The sequence below is a fragment of the Phycisphaeraceae bacterium genome (assembly GCA_019636675.1).
Classification (GTDB): domain Bacteria; phylum Planctomycetota; class Phycisphaerae; order Phycisphaerales; family UBA1924; genus JAHBXC01.
In genome coordinates this window covers 1,285,862-1,302,623 of the sequence record JAHBXC010000001.1, presented here as the reverse complement: position 1 = coordinate 1,302,623, position 16,762 = coordinate 1,285,862, and the positions used below count along the sequence as shown (strand labels likewise).

The 16,762-nt window shown below is 67.5% G+C and carries 11 protein-coding genes; 9 read left to right on the top strand and 2 right to left on the bottom strand.

The features are described 5' to 3' along the window. Positions 1 to 8 precede the first annotated feature (8 nt). From fabZ to KF684_05595, 5 genes are all read left to right on the top strand, one after another. Positions 9 to 1,466: a 3-hydroxyacyl-ACP dehydratase FabZ gene (fabZ, locus tag KF684_05615; GenBank protein ID MBX3352392.1), complete on the top strand. Its 1,458-nt coding sequence runs from the start codon at positions 9 to 11 to the stop codon at positions 1,464 to 1,466. Continuing rightward, complete coding sequence (lpxA, locus tag KF684_05610; GenBank protein ID MBX3352391.1) at positions 1,463 to 2,365, top strand: acyl-ACP--UDP-N-acetylglucosamine O-acyltransferase; 903 nt, start codon at positions 1,463 to 1,465, stop codon at positions 2,363 to 2,365. Before fabZ ends, lpxA begins: the two co-directional genes overlap by 4 nt. A 91-nt stretch (positions 2,366 to 2,456) precedes the next feature. Continuing rightward, a complete protein-coding gene (locus KF684_05605; protein MBX3352390.1) occupies positions 2,457 to 3,305 on the top strand; it encodes a prepilin-type N-terminal cleavage/methylation domain-containing protein in 849 nt (282 codons plus the stop codon). Between the two features lie 318 nt (positions 3,306 to 3,623). Then, the gene (locus tag KF684_05600; GenBank protein ID MBX3352389.1) at positions 3,624 to 4,499 is read left to right on the top strand and encodes a hypothetical protein; all 876 of its coding nucleotides are present in this window, start codon (positions 3,624 to 3,626) and stop codon (positions 4,497 to 4,499) included. 86 nt (positions 4,500 to 4,585) lie between these two features. Continuing rightward, the gene (locus KF684_05595; protein MBX3352388.1) at positions 4,586 to 6,622 is read left to right on the top strand and encodes an ABC-F family ATP-binding cassette domain-containing protein; all 2,037 of its coding nucleotides are present in this window, start codon (positions 4,586 to 4,588) and stop codon (positions 6,620 to 6,622) included. 10 nt (positions 6,623 to 6,632) lie between these two features. Here the strand turns inward: KF684_05595 and KF684_05590 are convergent, their stop codons facing one another. Continuing rightward, the gene (locus KF684_05590; protein ID MBX3352387.1) at positions 6,633 to 7,721 is read right to left on the bottom strand and encodes a type II secretion system protein; all 1,089 of its coding nucleotides are present in this window, start codon (positions 7,719 to 7,721) and stop codon (positions 6,633 to 6,635) included. Between the two features lie 166 nt (positions 7,722 to 7,887). Then, a complete protein-coding gene (locus KF684_05585; protein ID MBX3352386.1) occupies positions 7,888 to 10,455 on the bottom strand; it encodes an ATP-dependent Clp protease ATP-binding subunit in 2,568 nt (855 codons plus the stop codon). Positions 10,456 to 10,938: 483 nt separating this feature from the next. Here KF684_05585 and KF684_05580 point away from each other — a divergent pair, with 483 nt between their 5' ends. The 4 genes from KF684_05580 (at position 10,939) to KF684_05565 (ending at position 16,712) form a co-directional block, all read left to right on the top strand. Next, positions 10,939 to 12,540 (top strand): hypothetical protein, encoded by a 1,602-nt coding sequence (locus KF684_05580; GenBank protein MBX3352385.1) that lies wholly within the window; start codon positions 10,939 to 10,941, stop codon positions 12,538 to 12,540. A gap of 110 nt (positions 12,541 to 12,650) precedes the next feature. Further along, positions 12,651 to 14,249, top strand: a complete 1,599-nt coding sequence (locus KF684_05575; protein MBX3352384.1) for a hypothetical protein — start codon at positions 12,651 to 12,653, stop codon at positions 14,247 to 14,249. 186 nt (positions 14,250 to 14,435) lie between these two features. Beyond that, positions 14,436 to 15,740, top strand: coding sequence for a beta-ketoacyl-[acyl-carrier-protein] synthase family protein (locus KF684_05570; GenBank protein MBX3352383.1), 1,305 nt, complete (start codon positions 14,436 to 14,438; stop codon positions 15,738 to 15,740). A gap of 267 nt (positions 15,741 to 16,007) precedes the next feature. Then, on the top strand, positions 16,008 to 16,712 hold the full coding sequence (locus tag KF684_05565; protein MBX3352382.1) for a hypothetical protein: 705 nt from the start codon (positions 16,008 to 16,010) through the stop codon (positions 16,710 to 16,712). Positions 16,713 to 16,762: the final 50 nt, after the last annotated feature.

The window sequence follows — 16,762 nt, the reverse complement described above, 5'->3', positions numbered from 1 at the left end:
GCCCGCGCATGCCCGCCACCTCCAGGAACCCCGGCCCCTGCCGCCAACGCACGCTCGCCCGAGCGGTCAGCGTTTCCGGCGTCGGTCTGTTCACCGCCAGGCCCGCCACCGTCACGATTCACCCGGCAGAGGCGGATTCCGGCATCGTCTTCCGACGCACCGACCTCCCCGGTGCGCCCTCCGCCCCGGCGCGCATCGAGAACGTCGTCGACCGGCCGCGCCGGACCGCCCTGCGCGCCCCGGGCGCGCCGGCCGACTCCGCCGACGCGCTCGTCGAGACCGTCGAGCACCTGCTCTCCGCCCTGGCAGGGCTTGGCGTCGACAACGCGCGCATCGATATCGACGGCCCCGAAGTCCCCATCGGCGACGGCTCCGCCAAGCTCTTCGCCGACACCCTCGCCGAGGCAGGGCTCGTCGAGCAGGACGCCGACCGCCGACCGATCGTCATCACCGAGCCCATCACCGTTCGCGCCACCCACACCGGCGAGGGCGCCGAGTCCGTCATCGTCGCCCTCCCCAGCGAGTCCGCGACACTCGAACTCCTCTACGACCTCGACTACGGCGCCAGCAACCCCCTCGGTCGACAGGTCGCCGCCTTCACACTCAATCTCGGCGCGCCCCCGGCCTCGCCGGGGCAGCAGGGCGACCCGCTCGCCAACGGCGCGCTCTCCAGCAGCCCCTACGCCGCTTCACTCGCCCCGGCGCGCACGTTCGCGATGCTCTCCGAGGCCGAGTCCATGCGCCAGCGCGGCCTCTTCGCCCACCTCAAACCCGCCGACATGCTCGTCATCGGGCCCCAGGGACCGATCGACAACACGCTCCGATTCTCCGACGAGCCCGTCCGGCACAAGCTTCTCGATCTTCTCGGGGATCTCTATCTTGCCGGACGCCCCGTTCAGGGGAAGATTATCGCCAGCCGTTCGGGGCACGCCCTCAACCAGCAGCTCGTGAGGGCCCTTCTCGAGCAGGCCAGGCGGCGGGAGCCGGGCCGGAAACCCCCCGCCGTCAACCCCGATACCCCCCCGGCGTTCGACATCAAACGGATTCTCTCGCTCCTGCCCCACCGATATCCGATGGTTTTAGTGGACCGCGTGATCGAGCTGGAAGGCGATCGCCGGGCGGTCGGACTCAAGAATGTCACCATCAACGAGCCCTTCTTCCAGGGGCATTACCCCAGCGAACCCATCATGCCGGGGGTGCTCATCGTCGAGGCGATGTCGCAACTCGCCGGGCTTATGCTCAGCCAGAAGCTCGAAAGGACGGGTAAGATTGCCGTCCTGCTGAGTATGGATCGCGTGAAACTCCGCCGGCCCGTCGTCCCGGGCGACCAGCTGGTGATGGAGACGGAAGCAGTGAAAGCCACGGAGCGTTTCGGTGATGTCCAGTGCGTGGCCCGTGTCGACGGGCGCCTCGTCGCCGAAGCCCGCGTCAAGTTCATGATGGTCGACGCGGAGCCCGCTCGATGAGCCGACACGCCGCGCCCACGGCACGCCCCGCGCGCCGCGTGGTCGATCGCCCCGCCGAGCTCGACGCCCCGGCTTCGCCGCGCATCCACCACACCGCCGTCATCGACCCCACCTCCGTCGTCGCCCCCGACATCGTCATCGGGCCCTACGCCGTCGTCGGCCCGCGCTGCGTCATCGGCGCAGGGTGCAGACTCCACCCCCACTCCGTCATCTGCTCCGACACCACGATGGGCGAGGGCAACGAGGTCTTCCCCCACGCCGTCATCGGCGCCGACCCGCAGGACCTCAAGTACCGCGGCGAGCACGCCACCCTCCACATCGGCGACAACAACAAAATCCGCGAGCAGGTCACCATCCATCGAGGCACCGCCGTCGGCGGCGGGACCACCCGCATCGGCTCGAACTGCCTCCTCATGGTCGGCGTCCACATCGCCCACGACTGCGTCGTCGAGGACGACGCCGTCATCGCGAACAATGTCATGCTCGGGGGCCACGCCCACATCGAGACCGGCGCGACAATCGCAGGCGGCGCAGGCGTGCACCACTTCGCGACCGTCGGCAAGTACGCCTTCGTGGGCGGGCTGACGCGCATCGCCAAAGATGTCCCGCCCTTCATGGTCGTCGAGGGCAACCCCGCCGAGCCGCGCAAGGTCAACACCGTCGCGCTCTCGCGCCGAGGGTTCTCCGCCGCCGAGATCGAGGCGCTCAAGCAGGCCTTCAAGATCCTCTTCCGCGACCACGAGGCCCCGGTCAGCGTGCTGGTGCAGCAACTGCGCGCCGACGAGACCCAGCCCGACTGCGTGCGCGAACTCTGCGACTTCTTCGACCGCGTCCGCGACGGCATCCACGGGCGCTGGCGCGAGTCCCTGCGCGACCTGAAGGCCGCGCCGAGGCGCTGAGCCGGCAGTCCGGGCAGAGATATCCCCGAAAAAGGTCTTGGCAGCCCCGGCCCCCGGTCCGTTATTCTGTGGGTCGGAAGGGGATCTGCCCATGCGTCAGGACCGGGACACGCATCGGATCGTCAAAGCAGCGGCAGCGATCGCCTATGTGCCCGTTCCGCCGCGCGGAAGGCGACTCACGCGAGTGACCCGCCGCGCCGTCACGCTGATCGAACTGCTGGTGGTCGCGTTCGTGATCAGCGTGCTGCTGCTCATCACCGTGCCGGTGATCCGGCATTTCAAGGTGAAGCAGGACGATCTGATCAACCTCCGCAACATGGGCGCGACGATGCAGGACTTCTTCGCGTGGGCCGCAGACAGGCAATCGATTGCACCGACCCCCGGGCGGCCCGATCAGGCGCTCGTCCCCTCGTTCTACGGCCCGCATCTGCAGTCTGTCCCCGCGGCAACGAATATCTATCTCGCACTCCCAGTCAGTTGGCCGCGACTGATGAAGGAATCGGGATTCAACCCGTCTCAGCACTGGCACAGCACCTCGGGACCGGACGATGTGAGTGGTCAAATCGATCTGTCGCGGGTCACTGATCCGCACAGGCTATACCAGTATCACTCACACTATCTCATGACCTACGCCACGCTCTTTACTGATGACTTGTGGCAAGAGCACCGCACGAGCCCGATCCCGAAGTACGAGGCGCTGGAGTATGCGAAGGCCGTAGGGTTTGGGTCTATCCGCTTTCCGGCAAGGAAGGGCATTCTGGCACACACGGAGCGACGGCACGGCGACACCGAGTGGCATGTAGGTTTCGCGGATGGCCACGCAAAGATGCGCAGCGTACGCGACGCGATGCCGGGTTCGCCTACGCCCTGGAGCGCTACGCTTCGGATCGGAAAGCCAGTTGTGCAGACTATCGATGGGTACTCAGGTTTCGACTTCTGAACCAACATAGGGGAGAGTTGAGTCATGAACAGCAGGCCGGGCTTGGCATTCTCGACACACGATGGTATTCTGTTGATCCGCCGTGCATTGATAACACATGCTCACGATGCTGCGGCGCCAACATGGCAGCATTCTGGGCATGTTTGTTCTCCTATCCAAGCGACTACTGGGTCGAACCGGAGCATTGCCCTGGCCTTGGCGTCTGGGTGATGAGGTGTCCCATCTGAGTGCGATGCTGAAGCGTGTCACGGTCGTAGGCATACGAACCGGCGTTTATCCCCAGTAGGTACTAAGGGGCGTGATTTCTAGGACAGAGCGATGGACGAAAGGATCGTACTTCCTCTCAGGCTTCAGCGGACTTCCGTTCAGTGCCGCTCTTTGGCGCTTGAAGACCATTCTTCAAAAGTAAACACGCAGCGAGCCCGGCAAAAGTCAAAGCCTGCCTACGATCGCGCCGTCACGCTTGTCGAATTGCTGGTCGTCGCGTTCGTGATCAGCGTGCTGCTGCTCATCAGCGTCCCGGTGATCCGGAACTTCAAGGTGAAGCAGGACGATCTCGTCAACATCCGCAACATGGGCGCGACGATGCAGGACTTCTTCGCGTGGGCGAACGATCACGACGGCGTCGTCGTCAACGCGGGGCTTCCCGACACGGCTGCGCACAACTGGTTCTACACCGAACTCGGCGCGGGCATCGAACCGGAGATGCACTACCTCAATCACAACACGCTCTGGCCGAGAGTCCTGCTCGAAAGCGGGCTGACGCCTTCGCCGCATTGGCACGCAACCATCGGACCAGACACGCCGGAACGGCTCGACGATATTCTCGCGATCGGCGGCCCCGAGATTGCGTACGGGTGGATGGCCTCCCACTACCGCTACCCCGACCCGATGCTCACGAGACCAGACATATGGCTGGCATCGCCAACGCATCCCCGTTCGTTCATCGAGTACTCGCAGCACTACATGAGGGTCAAGCACTTGAATATCCGAACACCCGCAGCCAAGGGCGTGCTCGTCTACACGCGAGGGCTGCGTGCCAACCACCTGGCGGTCGCGTTCGCCGACGGCCACGCGGCGGTGCATGAAGAATCCACCGCCGCGCCAACAGGCGTTCATCCCCAATCAGCCGCCGGAAGGCCCGGAAGGCCCGTTTTCGCCACACTGGACGGGCACCTGGGGCGTGACTTCTAGAGCATCGCGACGCCGGTGATCACCCGCTGGCGTGATCCGGCGCTCGCGAAGGATTCAGCCCACCCGCGCACGCCTACCCTCCCCCCGTGCCCCTCCTCTCCGTCACCAACATCCGCAAGGCCTACGGCACCCGAGTCATCCTCGAGGGCGTCTCCATGTCCCTCGAAGCCGGCGAGCGCATCGGCCTCGTCGGGCGTAACGGGCAGGGCAAGTCCACCCTCCTGCGCATCATGGGGGGCGTCGACCGGCCCGATCAGGGCGAGGTCGCCCTCGCGAAGGGACGACGCGCCGGGTACCTGCACCAGGACCCCAAACTCGACCCCGACGAGACGCTCCGCGGCGCCGCCGAGGGCGCGTTCGCCGAACTCCACGAACTCCATCGCCGCCTGAACGCCCTGTACGACGCGATGGGCGACGCCGACGGGCCCGCGATGGACCGCCTGCTCATGCAGCAGGCCGACCTGGAGAAGGGCATCGAGGCGCTGGGTGGCTACGCGATCGATCACAAGGTCGACGCCGCCCTCCACGGCGTGGGCTTCGAGGACGCGCAGTTCCCCATCAAGGTCGCCAAACTCTCGGGCGGGCAGAAGGGGCGCCTCGCGCTCGCGCGTCTGCTCCTCGAAGAGCCCGACATCCTGCTGCTCGACGAGCCGACCAACCACCTCGACATCCGGGCGCGCCTGTGGCTCGAGGACTTCCTGCGCAACGAGTTCAAGGGCGCCGTGGTCATCGTCAGCCACGACCGGCGCCTGCTCGACCATGTCGTGACGCGCATCGTCGAGGTCGAGCACGCGCGCCTGATCGACTACCCCGGCAACTACGCGAAGTTCCGCGAGCTGCGCGAGTACCGCCGGCTCACGCAACTCCGCGAGTTCGAGAAGCAGCAGACGCGCTTCAAGCAGGAAGAAGAGTTCATCCGCAAGTACAAGGCGGGCCAGCGCGCCAAGCAGGCGCAGGGGCGCCTCAGCCGGCTCGACCGAGAGAAGGAGGGCGCCCTCGAGCGCCCCATGGACATCGGCGAGATGCGCCTGAACCTGCCCCCGGCGCCGCGCTCGGGCGACATGGTCGTCTCGGCGCGCGGGCTGTCGAAGCAGTACACCAACGAAGAAGGGCTGCGCAAGGTCCTCTTCAACGACCTCGACCTCTCCATCACCCGCGGCGAGCGCTGGGCCATCCTCGGCCCCAACGGCGCGGGCAAGACCACGCTCGTTCGCACGCTGCTGGGCGAAGTGAAGCCCGACGCCGGGACCTCGCGCCTGGGCGCGAGTCTGCGCGTCGGCTACTTCACGCAGGAGCACTCGCACCTGCCGATGGACATGCCCATCTTCCGCTACCTGCAGCGCATCGTGCAGGACGAGAACCAGGGCAAGGAGATGAGCGAGCAGCAGGCGCGCGACCTCGCCGGCGCGTTCCTGTTCAGCGGCGGCGAGCAGGAGCGCCCGCTTGGCGAACTGTCCGGCGGCGAGCGCAGCCGCGCCGTGCTCGCGGGTCTGCTGGCCAGCGCGAAGAACCTGCTGATCCTCGACGAGCCGACGAACCACCTCGACATCCCCAGCGCCGAGCGCCTGGAAGAAGTGCTCTCCTCCGAGGGGGGCTACGAGGGCACGCTGATCCTCATCACCCACGACCGCGCGCTCATGGACGCCGTGTGCGACCGGCTCATCGTCCTCGACGGCGCCGGCAACGCCGAGATCTTCACCGGCAACTATTCCGAGTGGGAACGCAAGCGATCCGAGCGCGAGCGCTCGAAGAACGCCGAGGAAGACGCGAAGCGCGCCGAGCGCGAGCGTCAGGAGAAGGCCCGACGCGCCGCCGAAGAGGCCAAAGCCGCCGCGGATCGCGCCAAGGCGGCGCAGAAGCAGGCGCCGAAGTCCAACGCCGACGCGGTCTGGGTCACGCTGAAGGGGCGCAGGCACCGGCTCGATCGCATCACCGTGCAGGAGATCGAGGCGCTGATCGAGGAGCACGAGACGCGCATCCGCGCCATCGACGCGCTGCTCGCCGACCCCACGGTGTGGAAGGACCCGGCGAAGGGCAACGCGCTGACCGTCGAGCGCGACGGGCACGCCGCGGCCCTCGAACCGCTGGAGATGGAGTGGGGCCGGCGCGCCGAGGTCGGCTGACCGCGCCCGCTCAGTTCAGTTCTTCACCGACGGTGTGGAAGTTGAGCGAGTCGCTCGTCGCGCGGATGCCCGTGAAGCGGCTGCCTTTGGGGTACCACGGGCGCGCGTCGGTGCGAGACTGCTTCTCGGTGAGTGTGTCCATGTGGCCGTCGAAGTACATCGCCTGGATCGACCCCGAGTGCCGGTACGACCGGCGCGCGTTGTGCGGGTAGACGCTGCGAGGCAGCACGCGCTCCGCGGTCTGCCCGCCCGGGAACTCGACCTGGCTGGGGTCCTGCCCGTACGCCGTCGACCCGACATAGATCGGCCCGCTCGAGGTGAACGAGCCGTAGAAGTGGGGTCGCGGGTTCACATCGAAGTCCAGAACCGTGGGCGACGCGACATAGCGTGTCCCGTCGGCGACCCAGATCTTCGCCGCCGGCGCGCCGACGGCGTAGGTCCGGGGCTTGTACGCAGAGGGCGTCTCGACCGGCCCGCGATAGGGGTAGTGCCAGCCACCGGTGGGCGAGGTCCACGGGCTGCCCGTGTCGCGCTTGCCCATCAGATGGAACGACGCCGGCGACAAGTACGAGATCTGCCTGAACCCCGGGCCCGAGCGGTGGATGCGATCGAAATCCGCGAAGTCCGGCACGCTCGTGGGCCCGTAGAGCGCGTTGTTCATGCGCCGGGAGTCGGGGCACGCCAGGCGATCGAAGATCTGCGCCGTGCGCTCGGCGCGGTTGGGGGAGAAGCCCATCGCGTCGCCCATCGTCGGGCTGATCCAGTCGAACACCGAGGTCGGTGTGGTGGGGGAGGTGTTGCCGGTGAGGCGCAGCGAGTCCTGCAGGCGCAGATAGGGCTGGCCGGTGGTGTTGATCCCGGGCAGGTGGTCCTTGTTGCTGGCGGCCCACGCCATGGTCGCGCTGTGCAGTTCGCGCAGGTTCGTCGCGCACGCCGCCCGACGGGACATCGCGCGCATCGAGCCCAGCGCAGGGATCAGCAGCCCCGTCAGGGCCCCGATGATCGCCACGACCACCAGCAGCTCGACAAGCGTAAACGCGCGATCGCGAGGAACGCTGCGCACACATCCCGGGATGCCGCGACGCGGCGTTGGGCGCATCACGCCAACCTACCAGATCATCCGAATCAGTCAACGCGCAAGAAAATCTCGTGGATGGCGCGTGGATCATTTCTGTGACACTCGCACCGGAATGAAAAACGCCCGCTGCGCGAGGTCGCGAGCGGGCGTCGGTGGGGTCGTGGGGGGGGAGTGCGGGTGCGTCGCGTCAGGTCGAGCCGGCGCTCGCTTCCGCGGCCTTCTCGCTCGCGCTCTCCGCAGGACGGTCCTCGGACTCGAAGTAGAGGTGGTCCTGACCTTCCTTGCGCGTCACGCGAACGCCGGCCTTGTCCTTGAGGTCGCCCATGAGCAGCTGCTCGGAGAGCGGGTCCTCGATGTACTGGCCGATCGCGCGGCGGAGGGGGCGGGCGCCGAAGTCGGGGTTGTAGCCCTTCTCGATGAGGAAGTCCTTCGCGGCCTGGTCGAGCTCGAGCGTGATGTTGTGCGTGGTCTTCAGCCGGTTCGACACCTTGCCCACTTCCAGCTCGATGATGTGCACCAGGTCGTCGCGGTTGAGCGGACGGAACACGATCACCTCGTCGAGGCGGTTGATGAACTCGGGGCGGAAGTAGCGCTCGATCTCCTTGCTGAGCACCGACTTGATGCTGTCGAAGTTCTGCTGCTCGTCGCGCTTGCTGAAGCCGAACCCGCCGCCGCCCTTGATCAGATCAGCGCCGATGTTGCTGGTCATGATCATGACGGTGTTGCGGAAGTCGACGTGACGCCCGAACGAGTCGGTGAGGCGCCCCTCCTCCATGATCTGGAGGAGCATGTTGAACACATCGGGGTGCGCCTTCTCGATCTCGTCGAGCAGCACGACCGAGTACGGGCGACGACGGACGCGCTCGGTGAGCTGCCCGCCCTCCTCGTACCCGACGTACCCCGGGGGCGCGCCGATCAGGCGGCTCACGTTGTGCTTCTCCATGTACTCGGACATGTCGAGGTGGATCAGGGCCTCCTCGTCGCCGAACATGAAGTGCGCCAGCGCCTTGGAGAGCAGCGTCTTGCCGACGCCCGAGGGCCCGACGAAGATGAACGAGCCCATGGGGCGCTTGGGGTCCTTGAGCCCGGCGCGTGCACGGCGCAGCGCGCGAGAGATCGCCTTGACCGCGTCGTCCTGGCTGATGACCTTCTTGTGCAGCTCGGCCTCGAGGCGCAGCAGGCGCTCGGCCTCCTCGCTCTCGAGACGGGTCAGGGGCACGCCGGTCATCTTGGAGACCACCTCGGCGATGACCTCCTCGTCCACCGTGCCGTCGACCTCGCGGGCGCGTTCCTCGCGCCACTTGCGCTGCATCTCTTCCTTCTGCTTGCGCAGCTGCTCGGCCTTGTCGCGCAGCTCGGCGGCGCGCTCGTAGTCGGCGTTCTTGACCGACTCGTCCTTCTCGATCGACAGACGCTCGATCTGCTCCTCGAGGTCGGACAGATCCGGCGGCTTGCTCATCGAGCGCAGACGCACCCGAGCGCCCGCCTCGTCGATGACATCGATCGACTTGTCCGGCTGCACGCGACCGGTGATGTACCGGCCCGACAGCTCGACCGCCGCCTTGATCGCGTCGTCGGTGATCTGCACCCTATGGTGCGCCTCGTACTTGTCGCGAAGGCCCTTGAGGATCTCGACGGTCTGATCGGCCGTGGGCTGGTCGACCGTGATGGGCTGGAAGCGACGGGACAGCGCCGCGTCCTTCTCGATGTACTTGCGGTACTCGTCGAAGGTGGTCGCGCCGATGCACTGGATCTCGCCACGAGCCAGCGCGGGCTTGAGCACATTGGACGCGTCGATCGCGCCCTCCGCGCCGCCGGCGCCCACCAGCGTGTGCAGCTCGTCGATGAACAGGATCACGTTCTTGGCGCGACGGACCTCGTTCATCACCGCCTTGATCCGCTCCTCGAACTGCCCGCGGTACTTCGTCCCGGCGACCATCATCGCCAGGTCCAGCACCACCAGGCGCTTCTCGGACAGGATCTCCGGCACCTCGTTGCTCACGATCAGCTGCGCCAGGCCCTCGACGATCGCCGACTTGCCCACGCCCGCCTCGCCCAGCAGCACCGGGTTGTTCTTCGTGCGACGGCACAGGATCTGCACCACGCGCTCGATCTCGTTGGCGCGACCGATCACCGGGTCCAGCTGACCCTCCTTCGCCAGCTCCGTCAGGTCGCGACCGAACGAGTCCAGCGCCGGGGTCTTCGACCGGCTGCGTCGCCCGTCCGGGCCCGCGCCGGGCGCGCCGGCGATCGCCTCGCCGGGCTCGCCCGTCGGCCCGCCAGCGCCCTTGCCGGCCTCGGCGTCGTCGGAGTCCATGCCGGCGCCCAGGAGGTTCAGCACCTCCTCGCGGACCTCCTCGAGCTTGAGCCCGAGGTTCATCAGGACCTGGGCGGCCACGCCGTCGTGCTCGCGCAGCAGGCCCAGCAGCAGGTGCTCGGTGCCAACATAATTATGGTTGAGGTTGCGCGCCTCTTCGATCGCGTACTCGATCACCTTCTTGGCGCGAGGGGTCTGGGGCAGCTTGCCCATCGTGACCATCTCGGGCCCGGGCTTCACGAGCTTCTCGACCTCGAGCCGGACCTTGCGCAGGTCCACGTCGAGGTTCTTCAGGACGTTGGCCCCGACGCCGGAGCCCTCCTTGACGAGCCCGAGCAGGATGTGCTCGGTCCCGATGTATTCGTGGTTGAAACGCTGCGCTTCCTGGTTGGCCAGAGCCATGACCTTGCGCGCGCGATCGGTGAAGCGTTCAAACATGTCTGCTCTCCCTGCTCAAGGCCCCGGGTGCGCCCGGGGTTGGAGGCGTTGCGTCCAGCAAGGACGCGTCTGTGCAAGACTAGGTTCGTCGCGCGTGGTCTCAGGGATTGCCCGAGGACGCGCCGGTGAGGATTTCGTCTGAGAACATGAGCGAGCGTGGCGCCGTGGATGTCCGGCGAAGATTGTCCAAGATCGGCGTTTCCACGCCCCCGGGTGAGACCTGGCGCGATTTGTGACGCCTTCGGCATGCCGGAACCCCTTGCCGCCTGCCAGGTTGGCGGTCGCGAACGCGCCGGCTCTCCCCGTGAGGCCGGGTCGGGGCTCGCCGTCATCAGGGGATAACAGGCACCGAATATCCGGCAAAGAGAATCTTCCCGGAGGGCCATTTTTGTGTTGCAGAGCCGGTTTCATGAAGTAGCATGGGTGTACCCCCGGTCTGGCCCGGGATCTCTGTACCTGTCACGAGAACTGAGGACCATTCAGATGAAAAGACGATTTGTGTTCGGTCTGTCCGCCGCCGCGATCCTGTCGGCTGGCGCAGTCGCCGAAGTTGTTCCCGCCACCCCCGCCGTCACCCAGGCCGACATCATCCGTTCGCTCGCCGACATCGTCGATGCCGGTCAGGGCGACGCGTCCACCCGCCTTCGTCTCGCGTCCATGCTCATCGAGCTCGGGCAGGAGGCCGAGGGACGCGCCATGATCATGGACGCGATCGAACTCGACCCCAACATCGAAGACATGCTCTATCCCGGCGCCAAGATCGCCCGCGGCGATTGCGTCGGCTGCGAGCTCGGCAACACCGGCGCTGACGTCATCGTCGGCGACCTCCCCGGCGTCGGCTACTTCGGCGAGTCCAACGGCTTCCGCGCCTACTCCATCGCCACCACCTCCTGCAACGTCGGAACCCAGATCCTCAACTGGTTCCAGAACAACAACCAGCACCCCGTCATCGCGCAGAACATGTACCGCTACGACGGGCGTCGCTTCGAGCAGATCGGCATCGGCCACCTCAAGCACGGCTTCTGCGCCCTCCAGCAGGGCATCTGCCAGACCCCCGGCAACCCCTGCCAGCCCACTGGCGGCGGCTGCATGCAGACCCTCGGCATCTTCTGCTCCGACCCCTACGACGCGTCCCTCAACGGCCAGCAGTCCCGCCTCGGGCCCCGCTGGCAGGTCAACCCCTTCACCGGCCAGTTCGCGTATCCGTTCCAGGGCGGCTCGTACTCCGACGCCACCCTCGGTCGCCGCATCAACGTCGCCGTCACCGACGTGACGAACTACCCCTACCCCGCCAACCGCTTCTTCGCCGAGGGCCACTACATCGCCCTCGACGACTCGCAGGCCGGCAACGGCGGCAACAACGCCTCCTACCGCGAGATCCGCCCCATCGGCGCGCAGTTCGCCACCCAGGGCGCCACGGTCCGCACCAAGCCCGCCATCGAGGCCTGGAAGGCCATCGATAACGAGGTCCTCCTCGACATCGTCGAGCCCGCGACCGACGGTCGTCTCTATGTCGCCTCCCGCGCCTACGACAACGGCGACGGCACCTGGGACTACGAGTACGCCGTGTACAACCTCAACAACGACGCCTCCGGTCGTAACTTCCGCGTCCCCGTCGGCTCCGCCAACATCACCGGCATGGGCTTCAAGGGCGTTCGCTACCACTCCGGCGACGGCATCAGCGGCGTCACCTACGACATGACCCCCTGGACCTCGCAGGTCAGCGGCTCCGACATGGTCTGGTCGCTCGTCGACGTCGGCCCCAACTCCTTCGCCCTCCGCTGGGGCACCCTCTACAACTTCCGCTTCACCGCCAACGCCGGCCCCGAGGAGACCGACGCCACCATCGGCTTCTTTAAGAACGGCGGCAGCATCACCGCCCGCGTCGTCGCTCCCGCCGCCACCTGCACCCTCACCGCCGACACCAACGGCGACAACGTCGTGAACTTCTCCGACCTCAACGTCGTCCTCAGCGCCTTCGGCCAGACCGGCCCCGGCAACCCGGCCGACGTCAACAACGACGGCGCCGTCAACTTCTCCGACCTCAACGCCGTCCTCTCCGAGTTCGGCATCGACTGCAACTAACGCCCCGTTCGGCGATATGAACACCGCCCCAGCGGACTTCGCGGTCCCCTGGGGCATTCCTGTTTGTGCTGTCACTGTCCACTGTCCGTGGGATCGAAAAGGGAGTGTGAATGATGCGATATCCGTTCCTCGCTGTCGTCGGCCTTGCTGTGGCCGTCCCCTCCGCTGCGCTCGCCGCCGAGACGCCCGTCGTCAACGAGCTCGGGCTGGGCGCCATCCAGTCCGCCCTCAAAGAGGACCCCAACGACGCCACCACCATGGCGCGCCTCGCCCAGATGCTCCGTGACATGGGCCAGTCTGCCGAGGCCGACGCCATCATGGATCAGCTCGCCGCCAACGGCATCGAGATCGACGTGATGCACGACTACGCCGCAGGCGCCACCAGCGGCGCGTGCGCCGACTGCCCCCGCGGCGGCATCGGCCCCGACGTCATCGTCGGCGACCTCAACGGCATGGGCCTCTACGGCACCGTTAGCGGCATCACCGCCTACGCCATCGGCACCACCTCGTGCAACATCGGCGACGCCCAGCTGCTCTGGATCTCCAGCAACAACCAGCACCCCGTCATCGGGCAGAACCTCTACCGCCTCAAGGACGGCCGCTTCATGATGATCGGCATGTCCCACCTCAAGCACGGCTTCACCGCCCTGCAGCAGAACCTCTGCGCCACCGCGCAGAACCCCTGCCAGAGCTCGGGCACCGGCAGCCGCCTCGGCATCTTCTGCTCCGACCCCTACTCCACCTCTCTCAACGCGAGCCAGAGCAACCTCGGCCCGCGCTGGCAGGTCAACGCCGCCACCGGCTTCTTCAACTATCCCTTCTTCAACGCCTCCTACCCCGGCACCATCGGCCGCCGCCTCCAGGTCCTCACCACCGATGTCACCCCCGCGCAGAACACCGGCGCCATCTACTTCGCCGAGGGTCACTACGTGACCCCCGACGACGCCGCCGCCGGCAACGGCTGGAACAACGCGTCGTACCGTCGCGTGGCGTTCAACACGTCTCTCCAGCCCTCCTTCCAGAGCGCGACCCAGCGCACCAAGCCCGCGATCGTCGGCTGGCAGGACGTCGATCCCAACGTCCAGCTCGACTACATCGACGTCCCCGGCGACGGTCGCGTCATCGTCGCCTCTCGCGCCTACGACAACGGCGACGGCACCTGGCGCTACGAGTACGCCGTCCACAACCTCGACTCGCACCTCTCCGGTCGCGGGTTCAGCGTCCCCGTCGGCAACTCCACCCTCACCAACGTCGGCTTCCACTCGCCCTTCTATCACTCCAACGACGGCCACAACGGCGCCGCTCCCTTCTCCAACACCCCCTGGGCTTCCAGCAACAGCGGCGGCGTCCAGTCCTGGATGACCGACAGCTTCGCGCAGAACCCCAACGCCAACGCGCTCCGCTGGGGCACCACCTACTCCTTCTGGTTCACCTCGTCCTCCGCCCCCGAGCAGAGCGAGGCAACCATCACCATGTACCGCAGCGGCGGCCCGGCCACCATCGCCGCCGCGATCGTCGGCCCGGCTTCCTGCACCCTCACCGCCGACACCAACGGCGACAACGTCGTGAACTTCTCCGACCTCAACGTCGTCCTCAGCGCCTTCGGCCAGACCGGCCCCGGCAACCCGGCCGACGTCAACAACGACGGCGTCGTGAACTTCTCCGACCTCAACGGCGTCCTCTCCGAATTCGGCACCGACTGCAACTGATCCCACTGTCCCTTTGACCCGCGCAGGAGATCCCCCTGCGCATTATCCGTGACGGCGCCCGGCCCATGACTGGCCGGGCGCCGTTCTTTTTCGCCTCTCTCGCCTCTGGTACACTCGAACGGAGTCCACCCCGGGGGCGCGATCGAAAGGCAGTGAGTGAATCCCCCGGCACGCGAAGGCATCGTCGTGACAGGACTCGGCGCCGTCAGCCCCATCGGCGTCGGCGCACCCGCGTTCACACGATCGCTGCGCGCCGGCGTCAGCGGCGTCTCGGCCTACCACCCCAACGACCCGCGCGTGCGGACCCGCGCCGCCGCCGTCTGCCGCGACTTCGTCCCCTCCAGCGTCCTGCCCGAAGCCGACCTCCGACGACTGCCCAGACTCATCCCCATGGCCCTCGCCGCCGCGCGCGAAGCCCTCGCGCACGCGCGCCTGCCCGACTTCACCCAGGCCGAATCCGACCCGGCCCTGCGCGACCGCGCGCGCCGCGTCGGGCTCGTCCTCGGCACCGGCGGCGGGGGGATCGACTTCACCCTCGATCAGGCCCGGCGCGCCCACGAAGGCGAGCGACCCTCGCTGTGGAGCATCACCAACGCCACCCACGGCAATCTCGCCGGAGAGCTCTCCATCCGACTCGGCCTGCGCGGCCCCTCGCTCTGTGTTTCCACCGGCTGCGCAAGCTCCAGCGACGCGATCGGCCTCGCCACCCAGTCGCTGCGATCCGACAGCCCGGGCGCGCCCGACGCCGTGCTGGTCGTCGGCGCCGACGCGCATGTCCGCGACGAGGTCCTGCTCTCGATGGAGCTCCTGGGCGTGATCTCGTCGACGCCCTGGGACGAATCGAGCGACGATCCGCGCGCCCGACCCTCGTCCGCGTCTCGCCCGTTCGACGCGACACGCGACGGCTTTCTCCTGGGCGAGGGCGCCTGGGCGCTCGTCCTCGAGCGCGAACACCACGCGCGCCGGCGCGAGGCGCCACCGATCGCGCGCATCCTCGGCTACGCCGCGACCTGTGACGCGCACCACCGGGTGCGCCCTGCACCCGACATGGCCGAGTGCGTGCGCGCGATCTCGCTCGCCCTCGACGACGCGCGCCTCACGCCGCACGACATCGGCGCCGTCCAGTGCCACGGCACCGGCACGCGCCTCAACGACGAGCTCGAAACCCTCGCACTCAAACTCGCGCTCGGCGAGTCGATCGCGCGCGCCGTCGCCGCGTCGAGCGTGAAGTCCATGATCGGACACCCACAGGGCGCCAGCGGCGCCGCCGGCGTCGTCGCGTCCATCGGCGCGCTCGCGAGTCTCGACGACCCCGACGCCGGCCCCTTCGCGCCGCCGACGATCAACCTCTTCGAGCCCGACCCGGCCTGCGACCTCGACTACACGCCCCTCGCGTCCCGCCCTTCAGATGCGCGGGCGGTCCTGGTCAACTGCCTCGCCTTCGGGGCCAAGAACAGCGCGATCATCGTGGGCGCCGCCGACACGGCCTAAGTAAACAGTTCGCAGTCTGTAGGGATTCGCGACCCACATCCCGCGCGCTCGGACCTCCAGCCCCAGCGTCGCGCCCTTATGCCCGAAAGGTGACGAAGCCAAAGGAAGAAGTCCCGCCCCAGCAGCGGCAAAGGACCGAGAGACGCGACGCTTGCTTGCGGCCGCTCTGGCCGAGCAGTAGAGTGAAGACGCAGACGGCGCTCCCGTGTGTCGACGGGATCGGCGAGTCCGACGCCGTCGGCAACCGTCCCGGGGCAGGAGGTCATCGTGAACGCAACCCGTATGGTGCGCGCCGGATCCGCATTCGTCGCCGCTGTCTCTCTCACGTCGCTCGCCGGCGCGGTCCCGCTGCCGCCCGGCTCGACGAACGTACCCCTGGCAGGCACCACCGTCGCCGCGGAACCGGCGCTCGCGACGGTCAACGTCGCGACATCGGTCCAATCCTTCTCGATCACCGGCCCGGGCGGCGCGCCGCTGCTGTTCCAGGGCCAGATCTCCCTCAGCGTCGAACGCTCTGTCGTCACCAACACGCTCGTCTTCTCTCACCGCATCTTCAACACGCAGCCGGGCCTCAACGGCAGTGTCGCTCGCGTCGAGATCTCGGAGCACTCCGGCTCGGGCGCCAACGTGAACTGGCGTCTCGACGGACTCGGCACAACAGGCCCGAGCCGCGCCAGCCGCGCGTACACCGGAGGCACGATCGAGTTCGACTTTGCCAACCCGCTGCTCTTCTCCGGCGTCGCGTCCAGATTCTTCTATGTCTTCACCGACGCCGCCGAGTACAACGACCACGGATCGGTCGCGATCATCCTCAACACAGGCGACTTCGTCGTGCTGCCGGCGTTCGCCCCGGGCCGGCCCTGCCCGAGTTGTCGGGGCGATGTGAACCGTGACGGGGTCGTCAACTTCTCCGACCTCAACGAGGTCCTCTCCGCCTTCGGCACGACCTGCCCGCCCCCGTCGGTTCCCTGAACGAATCCCTCGGACACCGCCCGGCCCCCTCGCCCAACTCGGCGCCGGGG

What these genes read in the sequence shown, in the direction of transcription:
- KF684_05575 (MBX3352384.1), top strand. Translation starts at nt 12,651, where the DNA reads ATGATGCGATATCCGTTCCTCGCTGTCGTCGGCCTTGCTGTGGCCGTC.
- fabZ (MBX3352392.1), top strand. Translation starts at nt 9, where the DNA reads ATGCCCGCCACCTCCAGGAACCCCGGCCCCTGCCGCCAACGCACGCTC.
- KF684_05605 (MBX3352390.1), top strand. Translation starts at nt 2,457, where the DNA reads ATGCGTCAGGACCGGGACACGCATCGGATCGTCAAAGCAGCGGCAGCG.
- KF684_05600 (MBX3352389.1), top strand. Translation starts at nt 3,624, where the DNA reads ATGGACGAAAGGATCGTACTTCCTCTCAGGCTTCAGCGGACTTCCGTT.
- KF684_05580 (MBX3352385.1), top strand. Translation starts at nt 10,939, where the DNA reads ATGAAAAGACGATTTGTGTTCGGTCTGTCCGCCGCCGCGATCCTGTCG.
- lpxA (MBX3352391.1), top strand. Translation starts at nt 1,463, where the DNA reads ATGAGCCGACACGCCGCGCCCACGGCACGCCCCGCGCGCCGCGTGGTC.
- KF684_05585 (MBX3352386.1), bottom strand. Translation starts at nt 10,455, where the DNA reads ATGTTTGAACGCTTCACCGATCGCGCGCGCAAGGTCATGGCTCTGGCC.
- KF684_05590 (MBX3352387.1), bottom strand. Translation starts at nt 7,721, where the DNA reads ATGCGCCCAACGCCGCGTCGCGGCATCCCGGGATGTGTGCGCAGCGTT.